This window comes from Microcoleus sp. BM001215392, from assembly GCF_036700185.1.
Lineage (GTDB): Bacteria > Cyanobacteriota > Cyanobacteriia > Cyanobacteriales > Microcoleaceae > Microcoleus.
The window spans coordinates 1-15,309 of record NZ_JAUBOJ010000156.1 but is presented as its reverse complement, the minus strand read 5'-3'; the positions used below and the strand labels follow the sequence as shown (position 1 = coordinate 15,309).

At 45.0% G+C, this 15,309-nt stretch carries 13 protein-coding genes; 5 read left to right on the top strand and 8 right to left on the bottom strand.

Annotated elements, in window-relative coordinates; all coding sequences use genetic code 11:
- The first annotated feature begins 134 nt into the window (after nt 1-134).
- Together QT974_RS17655 and QT974_RS17650 are read left to right on the top strand one after the other, a co-directional pair.
- Nucleotides 135-1,019: a PhzF family phenazine biosynthesis protein gene (locus tag QT974_RS17655; protein ID WP_333469738.1), complete on the top strand. Its 885-nt coding sequence runs from the start codon at nt 135-137 to the stop codon at nt 1,017-1,019.
- Between the two features lie 173 nt (nt 1,020-1,192).
- Complete coding sequence (locus tag QT974_RS17650) at nt 1,193-1,690, top strand: hypothetical protein (RefSeq protein ID WP_333469737.1); 498 nt, start codon at nt 1,193-1,195, stop codon at nt 1,688-1,690.
- Here the strand turns inward: QT974_RS17650 and QT974_RS17645 are convergent.
- The 4 genes from QT974_RS17645 to petH all read right to left on the bottom strand — a co-directional run bounded on the left by QT974_RS17645 (nt 1,687) and on the right by petH (nt 6,528).
- Nucleotides 1,687-2,523, bottom strand: coding sequence for a hypothetical protein (locus tag QT974_RS17645; protein ID WP_333469736.1), 837 nt, complete (start codon nt 2,521-2,523; stop codon nt 1,687-1,689). The two genes, QT974_RS17650 and QT974_RS17645, sit on opposite strands and share 4 nt — an antisense overlap.
- 192 nt (nt 2,524-2,715) lie before the next feature.
- A complete protein-coding gene (locus QT974_RS17640) occupies nt 2,716-4,032 on the bottom strand; it encodes a homoserine dehydrogenase (RefSeq protein WP_333469735.1) in 1,317 nt (438 codons plus the stop codon).
- Nucleotides 4,033-4,315: 283 nt separating this feature from the next.
- Nucleotides 4,316-5,065, bottom strand: coding sequence for a Uma2 family endonuclease (locus QT974_RS17635; protein WP_333469734.1), 750 nt, complete (start codon nt 5,063-5,065; stop codon nt 4,316-4,318).
- A gap of 254 nt (nt 5,066-5,319) precedes the next feature.
- Nucleotides 5,320-6,528, bottom strand: coding sequence for a ferredoxin--NADP reductase (petH, locus tag QT974_RS17630; protein ID WP_333469733.1), 1,209 nt, complete (start codon nt 6,526-6,528; stop codon nt 5,320-5,322).
- Between the two features lie 666 nt (nt 6,529-7,194).
- Between petH and QT974_RS17625 the strand changes: the two genes are divergently transcribed.
- On the top strand, nt 7,195-8,199 hold the full coding sequence (locus tag QT974_RS17625) for a phosphoribulokinase (protein WP_293174286.1): 1,005 nt from the start codon (nt 7,195-7,197) through the stop codon (nt 8,197-8,199).
- Nucleotides 8,200-8,941: 742 nt separating this feature from the next.
- Here QT974_RS17625 and QT974_RS17620 read toward each other — a convergent pair.
- Nucleotides 8,942-9,169: a hypothetical protein gene (locus QT974_RS17620; RefSeq protein WP_333469732.1), complete on the bottom strand. Its 228-nt coding sequence runs from the start codon at nt 9,167-9,169 to the stop codon at nt 8,942-8,944.
- 228 nt (nt 9,170-9,397) lie between these two features.
- On the opposite strand from QT974_RS17620, the gene QT974_RS17615 reads away from it, so the two are divergent.
- Nucleotides 9,398-11,050, top strand: coding sequence for an FAD-dependent oxidoreductase (locus QT974_RS17615; protein WP_333469731.1), 1,653 nt, complete (start codon nt 9,398-9,400; stop codon nt 11,048-11,050).
- Between the two features lie 123 nt (nt 11,051-11,173).
- Here the strand turns inward: QT974_RS17615 and QT974_RS17610 are convergent, their stop codons facing one another.
- The 3 genes from QT974_RS17610 to QT974_RS17600 form a co-directional block, all read right to left on the bottom strand.
- Nucleotides 11,174-11,350: a hypothetical protein gene (locus QT974_RS17610; RefSeq protein ID WP_293174304.1), complete on the bottom strand. Its 177-nt coding sequence runs from the start codon at nt 11,348-11,350 to the stop codon at nt 11,174-11,176.
- Nucleotides 11,347-11,523, bottom strand: coding sequence for a hypothetical protein (locus QT974_RS17605; protein WP_333469730.1), 177 nt, complete (start codon nt 11,521-11,523; stop codon nt 11,347-11,349). Before QT974_RS17605 ends, QT974_RS17610 begins: the two co-directional genes overlap by 4 nt.
- A 322-nt stretch (nt 11,524-11,845) precedes the next feature.
- Nucleotides 11,846-12,181, bottom strand: coding sequence for a hypothetical protein (locus QT974_RS17600; RefSeq protein ID WP_333469729.1), 336 nt, complete (start codon nt 12,179-12,181; stop codon nt 11,846-11,848).
- A 137-nt stretch (nt 12,182-12,318) separates the two neighbouring features.
- Between QT974_RS17600 and QT974_RS17595 the strand changes: the two genes are divergently transcribed.
- On the top strand, nt 12,319-15,045 hold the full coding sequence (locus QT974_RS17595) for a valine--tRNA ligase (protein ID WP_333469728.1): 2,727 nt from the start codon (nt 12,319-12,321) through the stop codon (nt 15,043-15,045).
- Nucleotides 15,046-15,309 lie beyond the last annotated feature (264 nt).

The window sequence follows — 15,309 nt, the reverse complement described above, 5'->3', positions numbered from 1 at the left end:
AAGTCCCCCTTCTTAAGGGGGATTTAGGGGGATCGGGCCTCGGCGATAAACGAGAGATAGAACTGGTTTCAGTCCTAATCTGACATTGATAAATATAAATTCCTGACTACAAACTATTATCAAAAGAGAGAAATATGAATTTTTATATCGTTGACGTGTTTGCCGAGTCAAAATATGCTGGCAATCAGCTAGCTGTCTTTTGTGGCGCGGGAGTTGCGGAACTCTCAGAGGCCGAAATGCTGCTGATTGCGAAGGAAATCAATTATTCGGAAACCACGTTTATTCGATCGCCCGAACCGCAAAATAACGGCTACGACGTGCGCATCTTCACGCCCAAGAAGGAATTGCCGTTTGCGGGCCATCCGACGTTGGGGACTGCGTTTGTGTTACAGCAAGAGATAATTGGCGAAAAGGTCGATCGAGTAATTCTCAATTTAGCCGTGGGTCAAATTCCAGTCACCTTCAATTATCGCAACGAATCCGCAGATATTTTATGGATGCGACAAAACCCGCCAACATTCGGTCAAGTTTTACCAACCGAAACTCTCGCAGGCGTGCTGAATTTAGAAGTCGATGAAATAGATTCTAGATTCCCAATTCGAGAAGTTTCTACCGGAGTACCGTTTATAATTGTCCCTTTAAAAACCCTCGCAGCCGTCAAAAAAGCTCAAGTCAACTTAGATAAATATTTTGAACTAATTAATACCACAGAAGCCAAAGAAATTTTAATTTTCTGTCCCGAAACTTACAGCGACATTAATGATTTGAACGTCCGAGTTTTCGCTTATTCTTTAGGAATTCCCGAAGATCCGGCGACGGGGAGTGCCAATGGCTGTTTGGCTGGATATTTGGTACAATATGCTTATTGCGGGGAAGCAAAAATTGATGTGAGAGTCGAACAGGGTTATGAAATTGGTAGACCTTCGTTGCTGTTGCTGAAAGCAGAAAGCAATCAGGGAGAAATAGAAGTATTGGTGGGAGGTAAAGTGGTGATGGTGGCGAAAGGAGAATTTGTTTAAAATATTCAAATATAGCTTCCTATATAGGTTCGTAGTGAGGACTTTAGTCCTTCTTTGTTGCGGACTAAAGTCCTCACTACGAACGAACCTATTCAGCTAATATGAGGTAGCTCATATTCATTGCTGTGCGTAACTGGCATAGTGAAAGCATCATCTTTCTGAGAGACTTTCCAATGTTACCAACATTTTCGCGCACTTTAAATTTATCCCCTGACGATTCCGAAGCCCTGCTCTCACTTCCATTAACCAGCTTGCTAGATTCACCGGAATTCAATCAACTCTTGGGAAGTCTGGATACTGCTTTACTCAAAGAAAGTTTGCCTACTGCTGGCGCTGTCTTAGCCCAAAAACTCCCAGCTTTTTATGACTGGTTACAAACTGAATTAGGAATTAAAAATGTCCCAGATAGTCCAGATCATGCTACGAAATGGGTAGTCGGTTTTCTGAAGAATCAAGAGAGTTTAACTAATTTAGTTGAGATGCACAAATCCATTCCAAAACTTGCATTAGATCGATCGATTCCTCGGTTAGTTAGCGCCTTTGATGGGGTTCAACCCACCGCCGTCAAGGAAGAGTGGGAAAAAGCGATCGCAGCGCTTTGTCTGGTACTCGCCGTCGCAGCGCGGGAAAATCAGTCACCGGGCGCATCGAAGGCTTTGGTAGGGGTTTAGGTAAAGCGGTTTTTGCGGAAAATTTGTAATTGCGCGCGATCGATCTCAACGACTACCGGCTTTTTCTTGTTGAGGACGATCGCATTATGCCGATTTAACAACAGCCACTGAGCCAACATTACCACCAGGACTCGCCTTTTGCGAAACTTGCCTTCAAAACGGGCCATTCGGACGATCGCCTCTTCGATTTTATACCACCAGTTTTTCCCTTTTTGAGAAATCACAAAAATCGTTCCCGGTACGTAATCGCCTGCATTTGCCCAGAAAGCATACCTTTCGCCTAAAGTAAAGTAGTGGAAAACATTCTGAGCGGTGCAAGTTTGAGCTAACTTTTGGGCAACGCCCAAAGAATTAAACGTTACAGTCGATCGAATATACTCCGGGTATTTTGCTACAATCTGTTGAGCAACTTTGCCCCCCAAACTTTCTCCGATGACATCCGCCGGATTTCCGCTGCGAAATTGCTGTTTTATCCAATCAACAGCGCCCGCAGTCTCCGCCGCTTTTAACTGGCGTTCTAGTTTTGCCACAAACACGTCGGGCGTATCTTCTAAAACGCGATCGAAAGGATACCACGAACCGTATCCGCGAATCACGAGCACGGGCGGATTATTTCCAGAAACCGGAAGGCGACTTTCAGCATAAAAACCAGTGCGAAAGTCTTCAAAGACTTTTTCTATGCTATAATTTCCATCAACAACTTGCCCCTCTGGGTGCCGAACATAAATTGAGGGATTGCTGGACTCCTCAGTATCGTGTAATTGAGGTTTGGCAAACTTTTCGTAGAGGGAATCTAGCAAGTGCCTTCCTGTAGGGCGATCGACAAAATCCAATTTTATTGATCCATACTAAATTAAAAACGATCTAAAAAAGGTTTGTAGTGAGGACTTTAGTCCGCATTCATGAAGGACTAAAGTCTGAACGCTCAAACCTCTACTTCGCGTTTTAAAAGGTTCGATCGTTCGGACTTTAGTCCTCAGGAAAAGAAGGACTCGCATTCCGAACGATCGAACCTTGTGCAATTCTTACAAAACTCGCAACGTACTCGCAATACTATCGACTGCTTCCATCGCGCGAATTTCATCAAGTGCTAGTTGAAAATTACCTTCCCGAACATCGTGAGTCACGACAACAATTTCTGCTAAATTGCCATGAATTCCCGTTTGCACAATCGACTCCAAACTAACTTGGTGGTTGCCGAAACAAGTGCCGAGTTTGCCAATTACCCCCGGAGTATCCCGCGTCAGAAAGCGCGCGTAAAAGCGAGTCACAAGTTCCTTCATTTCGGCAATTTTGCAGTAGTGTTGGTGAGAGCAACTCAGCAAAGGATGGGGAATCGGCACAGTTTCGGTTTTCAGGATAGCAGCCACATTCAAAATATCCGATACTACCGCGCTAGCTGTGGGCCCAGCCCCCGCACCGCGCCCGTAAAGCATCAATTGCCCGATCGCATCTCCTTCGACTAAAATTGCATTATAAACACCATTTACACTCGCCAGCGGATGAGCTTTCGGCACAAAAGTAGGATGCACCCGAATCGAGAGGAGTTCCCCTTCAGCATCCCCATTTTGCTCAGAAATTCGGGAAGTTTCTTGAGCAATAGCCAACAATTTGATCGCAAATCCCAGCTTATCGGCGTAGTCAATATCAGCCGCACTAACTTGTCTGATACCTTCGCAGTGAATATCTGCTAACTTGATGCGTCCGCCAAAAGCCAGCGAGGCTAAAATAGCAATTTTATCAGCAGCATCTAATCCATCCACATCTGCTGTAGGGTCAGCTTCGGCATAACCTAATTGCTGAGCGTCCGCGAGCACTTCGCCAAAGTCTGCGCCTTCACTCTGCATCCGCGTCAGGATGTAATTAGTTGTGCCGTTAACGATACCAGTCACACTTTTGATGCGGTTTGCACCTAAAGATTGTTTGAGGGTTTGAATGACCGGAATGCCGCCGCCGACAGCAGCTTCTAGCATTACATAAACGCCTTTTGCGTTAGCCGCGTCAAAGATTTCATTACCGTAGCGGGCGATAACTGCTTTATTGGCGGTGACTACGTGCTTACCGTTGGCGATCGCTTGCAAAATGAGCGATCGCGCCGGTTCCAATCCGCCAATAAGTTCTACTACAATATCAATTTCCGGGTCAGTGGCGATCGCCTCTAGGTCAGTTGTCAGCACATTTTCTGGCAATTGTAAAGACCGAGTTCGAGAAATATCGCGCACTCCCACCCGATAAATTTCCAATTCCTGCAACAGCGGATGGCGCCCATCTGCGGAGAGCAAAATCTCTGCTGTTCCAGCGCCAACCGTACCCAAACCTAGCAAACCAATTTTGAAAGCCACGACTTTGACCCGTAGAAAATCACTTAATCTACAATCATTGTATGACAACCAGGCATTCATAGAATACCCAGATCCCCGACTTCTTTAAAAAGTCAGACTCTATATCAGATCCTGTCCTGTCAATCACTCGTAATAAAAACAGTTCGTAGCGAGGACTTTAGTCCTCATAATTAAAGGACTAAAGTCCTCACTACGAACCAATATGATTGTGATTGTTATCTTCAGAAACGATCTGACAAATTAATCCAGACGTTACATCAGACTTTGCATTGCAATTTTAAAGTTATGTATCCAGGTCTACCTCCAATTCTCGAAGCCGCTGTTCCAATCTTTCTACGCGCTGCCTTTCTGCATTAACTTGCTGTTCTAGTTGCACATTTTGCTGTTCTAGTTGCACATTTTGCTGTTCTAGTTGCTGTAGATGTTCTTCTTCGGCTCGAATTAAATCTTCTACTAGAGGCGGATCTAGCACTTCATTCACCGATAAAATAAATTCAGCGAACTGTACAGACTGAACTCGATCTCCAGGCAAAAATTCCTGATGAGAATAACTACCTTCATTTTCGGGACGGCTGCACACTCTAATTTTGGGTTGATTGGCGTCTACAATCCAATATTCAGGGATATCAATCAAATCATATTCTGCCCGTTTGCGGATGTAGTCGTCGCGCCAATTTTGACTGGTAACTTCGATAACTAACAGCGGTTTTTCTTCAAAATCCAGCACTGCGGAACCTGGTTGCGCGCAGACTTGTTCCCAAAGACTCTGAGTGCAAATCACCACATCAGGAACGCGGGAAGAATTTTCCTCAGTTCGGACTGCGGTAGTCACAATTGCAACTAGCGGTAGGTTGTGTGTGGCAAAGAAGCGCCGGAACTGGTAAACCAAAAATTCAATGATTTTGATATGTAGGGCTGTAGGTGTTGGCATTTCAATGAGATGTCCCCGATATAACTCATAACAAACACCTGATTCTCCCTGGTAGTTCAGATACTCTTCAAATGTAAGTTGTTGGGTAGAAATTAAAATCATGTCAATTATCTCCCTTTTTCGGTGAGCTTACAGTCTATTTTACACTTTTCTTGGGTGAATCTGCCCCTGAATAGACTAGCATTGCATTCATTCACTTTTCTCTTTTTAAATCATCTGTGTGTATCTGCTTTGCATCTGCGGTTGAAGGATAGATCAAAGATTTATGCAATCTTGTTTAATGCTGAAAACTGTTTCACAAAAAAATAGGGCAAGCCTAAGCCCGCCCTACAAATCAGATTAAATCAAGCTACACATTAATAAGTTTCAACGTGCCAGCGACCATCTTTCTTCAACTGTTTTTGATAGCCAGCCCAGTCAATGCCGTGCTTGCTAGATGCAGCAGACATTCCCTGATCGATGCCGCCTTCCATGCCCTTCAAACCGCAGATGTAAGTGTGAGTTTTCGGCTTTTGAACCAATTCCCACAATTGGTCTGCGTTCTCTTGAATCCGGTTTTGGATGTACATCTTACCGCCTTCTGCACTCTTTTGCTCGCGGCTGATGGCATAAGTCAAACGGAAATTATCGGGGAACTCGCGCTGCAATTGCTCTAACTCTTCTTTATAGAGAATGTTGGGAGTGTAAGCAACTCCAAAAAACAGCCAAGCTAAACCTTTGAATTTGTAATCGGGATTATTTTCCTTGAACATCCGCCACAAATAAGCGCGGAAAGGAGCGATACCCGTACCAGTCGCCATCATGATCACGGTGGCATCTTCGTCGTCGGGTAAGAGCATTTCTTTTCCTACCGGGCCGGTGATTTTGACATCAGCTCCGGGTTCCAAACCTGTCAGAAAAGTCGAACAAACGCCGAGGACTTGTTCGCCTGTTTCCGGGTGTTTGTACTCCAGGCGGCGGACGCACAGAGAAACTGTTTTGTCGTCGAGGTGGTCGCCGTGACGGGTAGAGGCGATCGAGTAAAGCCGAATTTTGTGAGGTTTACCGTTTTTATCGGTTCCATCGGGAATAATCCCGATACTTTGACCTTCGAGATAGTGCAAATTGCCACCAGAAATGTCGAAAGTGACGTGACGGACTGTGCCCTCGCCGCCTTCTCTGACCATTTCTTCTGTAGATATGCACTTACCAATATAGGGATTGGCAGGTTTATAGAGGTTAACAGGAACCTGAACTTTTTCCTTGGCTTGAGTCATGGGCTTAGTTTTTTCTCCAGATTTCTGACTCTGTAGCCCTGCTTCTGGTGCGACTTTGCCATTAGTAGTTTCGGGAGCGCCGTTTGAGGGGCGAATACTGACGATTTTGCCACCCATGCGAGCAATTCTGCGCATTTCCTGATTCATGCGATCGTAAGGCACGGAGATAAACACGCTGCCGCTACGGCGAATCGGGTGACTTATTTGGTCAGTTGCTTTGCTCTGACGCATACCCTCCACTTCGTAAACAAAGATGCGGTTGCCTGATTCTGAGTTGGCCGCTACACCAGATATGCTTGGGCTGTACATTTGTTGCTTGTCCTTCACGATACAGAGTTATAAAGAAAGAGAATGTGACGTTAGACTCAATTTACTTTTTTCTTAAGGCCACCTGGACTAATTTGCCCGCGCGAATCTTTGAGCCTCGTCGCGCAGGCGGGAGTGTCAAGTTGAGATCGCTCCGCCTCTAATTCCCCTTAGCCGATCGCCACGCAAAGCCGATCCCGGCTGCGTTCAGGTGTTGACCTATAGCTATTGTTGTCTGCGTACTGCCAATATTTTACCCGATCGGGGGATCGGCCCCGATAACTCGTGATGATTTGAGCAGAGCGCGAGATAGTCCGATAGGGAGACGATCCGATGGGGAGAGGATTTGACGATTTTTCCTACGCCTGAAATATACAATTTAAATCCTGTATTGCTGAAAGTAGGATTTAGCTAAATGACGTTGAGCTTGTAGGGGGCGGACGCATTCTGGTAAGATTAACCACTAAAGTTAGTATTAATTTCTTGCCTTGAAGATTGCTTGGGTCTTCCCGGGCAGGCAGTCAACTGACTGCTGTATGCTGGTTAGTGCTCGATCCTCTCGGGGTAGCAAACCCGCAGAGAGCCTGCTTTTAGCTACCTGCGGGCTGAAATTTTGTGGAATCTAAACTTCAGTTACTTAGTAAACAGTGATTTTGTTAGAGGGAAACTATGACCAGTAAGCCGGATCGCGTGGTTTTAATTGGCGTAGCCGGAGACTCCGGTTGCGGAAAATCTACTTTTTTGCGCCGATTGACAGATTTGTTCGGGGAAGATTTCGTGACTGTAATCTGCCTTGACGACTATCATTGTCTCGATCGCAAGCAACGCAAGGAAACAGGGATTACCGCCCTTGACCCGAGAGCGAACAATTTTGACCTAATGGCCGAGCAAATGAAGGCGCTCAAAGAAGGTCGGGGAATAGACAAGCCGATTTACAACCACGAAACCGGTCTGCTCGATCCTCCTGAGCGGGTAGAGCCGAATCACGTGATTGTGATTGAGGGGTTGCACCCCCTTTACGACGAGCGAGTGAGAAATCTCATCGACTTCAGCGTCTACCTCGACATCAGCGACGAAGTAAAAATTGCTTGGAAAATCCAGCGCGACATGGCGGAACGGGGCCACCGTTACGAAGACGTGCTGTTTGCGATCAATGCTCGCAAACCAGATTTCACAGCCTACATCGACCCACAAAAGCAATATGCTGACGTGGTAATTCAAGTATTGCCGACTAACTTGATCAAAGATGACAAAGAACGGAAGGTTCTGCGCGTCCAAATGATTCAGCGCGAAGGTATCGCCAACTTTGAACCTGCATATTTGTTTGACGAAGGTTCGACAATTAACTGGATTCCTTGCGGCCGCAAACTGACTTGTTCCTATCCCGGAATTAAGATGTACTACGGCCCAGATGCTTTCTACGGCCACGAAGTCTCGATTTTGGAAGTAGACGGTCAGTTCGAGAATCTCGAAGAAGTGATTTACATCGAAAGCCACTTGAGCAAGACTTCTGCGAAATACGAAGGCGAGTTGACTCACCTGTTACTCCAACACCGCGAATATCCTGGTTCCAACAATGGAACTGGCTTGTTCCAAGTATTGGTCGGATTGAAGATGCGGGCGACTTACGAGAAGTTGACTGCAAAAGAATCGAAAGTTGCTGTTAGTGTTTAGAACTCTGACATGAAAGATTTGAGAGGCGCGAGTGCGCCTCTTTTTTTGTGAGAAATTAAGGGTAAATTAATAAGAGCGATCGAGCGGCGGTTGAAACCGCTTCTACACGAACAAAGTCCGCGCAACGCGAGACTAAGAAATTATGGGGATATTTAAGCGGGATTTGGTATCAAGTTCGTTTCAACTCAGATATGGATAATTGTCAATAATATTAAATCCTTATTTAATACCTGCTTGATTCTTTAGTCTCGCGTTGCGCGGACTTCGTTGTTTGACTCCTTCTATTCCTCCTAAAACTGCTGAACCGATGGGAGGTGGATTGTTGCCACCAAGGACTGCATCACCGGGTTTGGGTTGAGAAGATTCGTTTATTATTGCATCTGCCTCGCTGTGAAGTTGGTAATTTTGATATCTGGGATTTGTCTTTTGAACAATTAGCTCTTCGATTCTTTAGGTGTCCGTGCCATTGATGTCCAATTAAACTAACGTTACACCCGCAGTCCGCCAGGGGTTTAAACCCCTGCCTCAAAGCTGAAGTCCTCTCGAAGAGGACTGAATAACTCATTGCATCAAATCTGGGTTTGCCATCTTTGAGAAGTCCGCGTTAACAGACTTAAAGAATAAATAGAACCAGAAAAACGGATTTCATATTAGTCCTCTTTGAGAGGACTTTCGCTATGAGCCAGGGGTTTAAACCCCTGGCGGTCTTTCGGGTTAAGCGGTATTTTGGGCTAAGTTGATACTAATACACGGCATCTACTCTACCCCAGCTTTTCGGTGAGTCGATCGCCCTTATTCCAAAACTCCTGATTTGGCACTTAACACCGCAGATACACTTGTTAAACTGATGCTCTAAATCTTTGTAACAGGCTAATTTTTTATCTATAGTTCCTAATGTAGCAGCAGATTTTTGCCGGTCGCACAATTTGTGAATAAACTTAACATCAAACTCTGCTACAAAATTTCTCATTTGAAATTTCCAATAATTAACTCCCTTCTCGGTAGAAGATAATCTACTTCTTCCTTCTTCCTACTTCTTCCTTCGCGTTCTTCGCGTCTTCGCGGTTCAATAATACTAATCCCAACAGTGTCCGGAAAAAATCAACTTGTGCCGAAATTACCTAAACGTGCTATATTCAACTCCGTAAACCCTGAACAGCACTTTCAGGTCTGCCAAAATTATCAACGAGTCAACTAAATGCCCTTTACTTTCAAGAAATTAGCTTCGATCGCAATCTTCTTCGTAGCCGTAAAAATTTTAGTTGACTCTCCGCAGTTCCAACAAGCTGCGAATGACATCACACACAGAAACCCAGCCAGCGCCACATCAGACACCGAAACTATCCGGCAAAAATCCAGCAGCCCGCCCGCAGCAGAACCGCACAAATCACCGGATCAAAAGTTTGATGTAGTAGTATATGGGGATGAAGTACCGGGGATATGTGCGGCTATATGGGCAAAAAAGACTTTAGGTGAAAAGGGTAAAGTTGCTGTTGTGCGATCGAACTACGCAACTGCTCTTTTGGGCGGCGTACTCACCCGCGGTGGCTTAGGCTACGTCGATTTAGATAAAATCCCCGACTGGTACCGCCAACCCTACGCCCAATGTTTCCGGGAATTCTTAGACAAAGCGAATGTTCCTGAATCTTGCTTGGAACCAAAAACCGCTGATAAAGCTCTGAGAGAGATGCTTTCGGAAGCCGGAGTTAAAGTTATTTCCCACTCAACTCTTACTCCTCACCTAGTTGATAAAAAAATAGAATATGCCGAAGTCAAAGAGAGCAATATCAAAATTCAAGCTCACTCTTTTATTGACGTAACTCAAGACGCGGAACTGGCAAGAAAAGCTGGATTATCTTATTATACAGGATATGAATCGCAAAACATCAAATCAAAAAATGAAACTTTAGCAGTATCTGTAGTGCCGACAATTACGGGGCTAACGATGGCAGACTTCCGCAAAATAGAAGATGACATTCTCTACGACACGCCTTTAGTCGAAAAAATTAAAGCAAGCATTACCAAATATAAAGACCCCGCAAGTACAGAATTCTGGATGAGGAATTTCTTGAGTCCGATTTATCAGGCATATCGAGACGGCTACAATATCAGAAGCGTAGCTATAGGGGCGGCATATCACGTAGACAGGAAATTGCCCTTTACTCAAGATAAAGGATTCTTCTTTGATAAAGCCAATGTTTGCGTTTATAAAGATAATTCGCTGTCTTGGAACGGCTTTTTGTTTAAATACCAAGTTGACGAATTGATGAAGATGGAAGCTAACGGCAGAAAACCGAATTCTGAGATGGTGAAAGAAATGTCACATCTCCAAGAATGGCTGCAAAAAAAATCTGGTAAAGATGTGAGAGTATTTATCCCAGAAGAGATTTATATCAGACAAACTTTGAATGTTCGGGATGTGGTAGATCCGCTGACGGGAAAGGAGATTATGAAAGGGGGAACTGAAGCAGAAAAGTCGATCGGCAGTTTTTCCTATGATTTCGACTTGCGGGGCGGAGTCAAGGATTTGGAATCGAGAATTCCGCCACTGCCAACCTATAATTTTGGGATAGAGAGCGCCTTAGCGAGTAAAGTGAGTAATTTGGCGATCGTCGGGCGATCGTCCGGTTATGTCGGGATGGCGGTATCAGTCGGGCGAATTGCGACGGTGAATATTTATCAAGGACAAGGCGTGGGGGTAGCGGCGGGTTTGGCTAGCAAGTTGGGAGTGCCGCTGAATACGATTACTTCGAGTAAAACGAGAGAAACTTTGGAGACTTTGACGGGGAAAACTACGTATTTGTCGGGGAGAGATACGAGTTATGGGGTGGATTATAAAGAGGTGAAATAGATCTAAGGAAGTAGTAGGGGACGAGCGAAATATTCGCTGGGAATAGGAAAATTTGTAAACTAATTAAGAGCGATCGCACTTTTTTTTCACAAATTGCGATCGCTTTTTCTTTGCTGGTTCAACTCAAACACCTGAAACTTCTTTTTTCTGTAACATTGCTTCTCTAAATTTACCAATGCGTTTTGCAGATTTCTCATCCACCGCCGTTATCATCTGACCTACTTCTATCATTTGCCGTTCAACTATTTTTGTCATTTCCAGCAGTTCAAGTAATTCTTTTTCATCCGGTAGCTGTCTCATTGTAAGTTCTCCAATCTAGCAATAATTCGTTCCATGCCTATTTTAGCTTCCAGCACCCGACCTAGCAAGTCTCCCAGTTCTTCTCCAGCATCCTGAACTACATCGGCCTGCACATCATCCGGGGAGATTCGCTCAACAATAGTCTGTATCTGTCCTTTGTAGTTTTCTGCCATGAATAAGATATTATTGAGAACGGCAAAAAACTGAACGAGAATATCAGTGTTTGGAAAAAGGTCAAGAGCCGAGCGGAGTAGGTTCCGTCCCCTGGTTGCATCTTGCTCAATAGTCGTTAGTTCTTGGTTTAGCCGCGCTATGATGTTGCTAATTTCTGGCGGAACAGCCATTGATAGTCAAAATTATGAGCTAACTCAATTAGCATATCATCATCCTGCACCGAAAACTGCCCAATTCACAATTAAAGCTGTTTTAAAATATCTAATTGCGTTTTCATCTAATTTTTTCGTCCTGTTCTGTTTGGATAAATGCAAGGGCAAGTCAGTCATTTTCAATTCCTTCCCACATTTGCTCAACCGGAATGGTTTTCCCAGTCATGGCTTCATGCCAAGCCTGCCGAAAATCTTGTAAAAGCGCTGCTTTAGATTGGCCCTCCCCGTCAATTTCTGAGGGTTCTGGAATACTAAAAGAATTAGCAGCAGGCATCTCTTGGATTTCTGCTGAGAAAACCTCTGGCAGATTATTTTGCGAAATGATTATCCCTTGACGTTGCTTTTGGCTTAGAAACTCTATAAAACTCGCAACTAATGTCAGATGTTCTGGAGAGAGTCGATCGAGCCATCGATCGATTTGATGTCGAAGTGCTGCTACATTCATAATGTCATCAAACCTGTTGATTTTACCTTAATTTTAACGTAAACCCGCCCAGCCTTAAAGATCGCACTTTCCCCAACTTCCCCTCACCCTCCCTCACCTGTGGCACAATCTAAATAAGATAAAACTCTCAAGCCACCATGACCGCAAACCTACCACCCCAATACGACCCGAAAGCCACCGAAACTAAGTGGCAAAAATACTGGGAAGACAACCAAACCTTCAAAGCTGACCCCGAAGGCGGCGGCGAACCCTACTGCGTTGTTATCCCGCCGCCCAATGTGACCGGCAGCCTCCACATGGGACACGCCTTTGAAGAAACCCTAATTGATGTCCTCGTCCGCTATCACCGCATGACTGGACGCAATACCCTGTGGTTGCCGGGAACGGATCATGCTAGTATCGCTGTTCAAACTATTCTCGAAAAACAACTCAAAGCACAAGGCAAAACTCGCCACGATTTAGGTCGAGAAAAATTCTTAGAACGGGCTTGGGAATGGAAAGCTGAGTCTGGCAATACTATTACTAATCAATTACGCAGTTTGGGCGTGTCTGTCGATTGGTCGCGGGAACGCTTTACGATGGATGAAGGCTTATCCGCTGCGGTTTTAGAAGCGTTTGTCCGCCTCTACGATGAGGGGCTGATTTATCGCGGCAATTACTTGGTGAATTGGTGTCCGGCGAGTCAGTCTGCTGTGTCTGATTTGGAGGTTGACCAGCAGGAAGTTGAGGGGCATTTGTGGCACTTCCGCTATCCTTTGACGGATGGTTCTGGTTATTTGGAGGTGGCGACGACTCGGCCGGAGACGATGTTGGGCGATACTGGCGTTGCTGTGAATCCAGAGGACGATCGCTACAAGCATCTGATTGGTAAAACTGTCACTTTGCCAATTGTAAATCGCGAAATTCCAATTTTTGCCGATGAATTAGTTGACGCGACTTTCGGAACAGGTTGTGTCAAGGTGACTCCAGCCCACGATCCGAATGACTTTGAGATGGGTAAGCGCCACAATTTGCCGTTTATTAACATTATGAACAAGGACGGCACTTTAAATGAAAATGCCGGAGAGTTCCAGGGACAAGACAGATTTGTTGCTCGCAAAAATGTGATAAAACGGTTGGAAACTGACGGCGTTTTGGTAAAAATTGAAGACTACAAACATACAGTTCCCTACAGCGAACGCGGCAAAGTCCCCGTCGAACCGTTACTATCTACTCAATGGTTTGTGAAGATCGAGCCGCTTTCAGGGCGCGCGTTAGAAGCATTAGATCAAAGTAACTCACCAGTCTTTGTTCCGGAAAGATGGACAAAGGTTTATCGCGATTGGTTGGTGAAGCTAAAAGATTGGTGTATCTCCCGACAATTGTGGTGGGGTCATCAAATTCCGGCTTGGTATGCTGTTAGCGAAACTCAGGGAGAAATTACTGATACAACGCCGTTTGTGGTGGCAAAAAATGAAACTGAAGCTAGGGAAAAAGCGGAGGCTAAGTTTGGTCGGGATGTCCAGTTAGCAAGAGATCCAGATGTATTGGATACTTGGTTTTCTTCGGGATTGTGGCCTTTCTCAACTTTGGGCTGGCCGGACGAAACTAAGGATTTGGATTTTTACTATCCGACAACTACTCTGGTGACTGGTTTTGATATCATCTTTTTCTGGGTTGCTAGAATGACGATGATGGCCGGACATTTTACTGGAAAGATGCCTTTTGAGACTGTTTATATTCACGGTTTGGTGTTGGATGAAAACGGTCACAAAATGTCTAAGAGTAAAAACAACGGTATTGACCCGCTGCTGTTGATTGCGAAGTACGGGACTGATGCTTTGCGCTACACTTTGGTTAAGGAAGTGATTGGGGCCGGGCAGAATATTCGCATGGAGTACGATCGCAAAACTGATGAATCTAAATCAGTTGAGACTTCCCGGAATTTTACTAATAAGTTGTGGAATGCCGCCCGGTTTGTGATGATGAATCTGGAAGGACAGACTCCGCAGCAATTGGGAAGTCCTGCTGTGGAAGGTGGTAGTTTGGAATTGTGCGATCGCTGGATTATTTCTCGGTATTATCAAGTTGTACAACAAAGTCGCACTTGTTTGGAAAATTACGGTTTGGGAGAAGCGGCGAAGGGGCTTTACGAGTTTATTTGGGGCGATTTTTGCGACTGGTATATTGAGTTAGTCAAGTCTCGCTTACAGCAGGATGCTGAACCCAATTCTAAGAAAGTTGCACAGCAAACTTTTGCTTTTGTGTTGGAAGGAATTCTGAAATTGCTGCATCCTTTTATGCCGCACATTACTGAGGAGATTTGGCACACTCTGACTCAAACGGGTGATGGTGATTGTTTGGCTTTACAAGCTTATCCTGAAGCTGATATCTCGCTAATTGATGCTGAGTTAGAACAGCAGTTTGAGTTGTTGTTCGGGACAATTCGCACTATTCGCAATTTGCGGGCTGATGCGGAGATCAAACCCAGTGTGAAGGTGACGGCGATTTTGCAAAGCGAAAATGAAAAAGAACGCCAAATTTTGTTGGATGGAGGCGTTTACATTCAGGATTTGGCGAAAGTCGAAAATCTGACGGTGACAGCTAGTTTAGATGCAGATTTAGGGCAGACAATTGCTGGGGTTGTCGGTACTGTGCAAGTATTGATTCCTCTGGCTGGAGTTGTGGACTTGGTAGCGTTGCGTGGTAAGTTGGAGAAGAAGTTGGCTAAGATCGAAGGGGAAATTAAGCACACTGCGGCGCGTTTGACTAATCAGAAGTTTGTGGAAAAAGCTGACCCGGCTGTGGTTCAAGTAGCGCGGGATGGTTTGGCGGAAGCCCAAAAACAAGCTGAGATTTTGCGCGATCGGCTAAAGTTGTTTTAATAGTTGACTGTTGACGGTTGACTATTGACAGCTAAGTTGAGGCGCATCTAAATTCTACAGTCAAGGTAGTATCAGTCTTCTATCTGAGTCACAATCCTCTCGATCCCCCCGGCGCCCCCCTTTTTAAGGGGGGGGACAACAGCGCTCAAAGTGGGTGCAACGATGCGGGGGATGCGAGGGGGATCGAGTTTCGGCTACAAGCGAGATATACAAATAACCAATAACAAATAACCAATAACAAATAACCAATAACCAATAACCAAT

Excerpts from the sequence above, each read along its gene's own strand:
- QT974_RS17655 (WP_333469738.1), top strand. The coding sequence starts at position 135 with ATGAATTTTTATATCGTTGACGTGTTTGCCGAGTCAAAATATGCTGGC.
- QT974_RS17650 (WP_333469737.1), top strand. The coding sequence starts at position 1,193 with ATGTTACCAACATTTTCGCGCACTTTAAATTTATCCCCTGACGATTCC.
- QT974_RS17635 (WP_333469734.1), bottom strand. The coding sequence starts at position 5,065 with ATGATTTTAATTTCTACCCAACAACTTACATTTGAAGAGTATCTGAAC.
- petH (WP_333469733.1), bottom strand. The coding sequence starts at position 6,528 with ATGTACAGCCCAAGCATATCTGGTGTAGCGGCCAACTCAGAATCAGGC.
- QT974_RS17625 (WP_293174286.1), top strand. The coding sequence starts at position 7,195 with ATGACCAGTAAGCCGGATCGCGTGGTTTTAATTGGCGTAGCCGGAGAC.
- QT974_RS17620 (WP_333469732.1), bottom strand. The coding sequence starts at position 9,169 with ATGAGAAATTTTGTAGCAGAGTTTGATGTTAAGTTTATTCACAAATTG.
- QT974_RS17615 (WP_333469731.1), top strand. The coding sequence starts at position 9,398 with ATGCCCTTTACTTTCAAGAAATTAGCTTCGATCGCAATCTTCTTCGTA.
- QT974_RS17610 (WP_293174304.1), bottom strand. The coding sequence starts at position 11,350 with ATGAGACAGCTACCGGATGAAAAAGAATTACTTGAACTGCTGGAAATG.
- QT974_RS17605 (WP_333469730.1), bottom strand. The coding sequence starts at position 11,523 with ATGGCAGAAAACTACAAAGGACAGATACAGACTATTGTTGAGCGAATC.
- QT974_RS17600 (WP_333469729.1), bottom strand. The coding sequence starts at position 12,181 with ATGAATGTAGCAGCACTTCGACATCAAATCGATCGATGGCTCGATCGA.
- QT974_RS17595 (WP_333469728.1), top strand. The coding sequence starts at position 12,319 with ATGACCGCAAACCTACCACCCCAATACGACCCGAAAGCCACCGAAACT.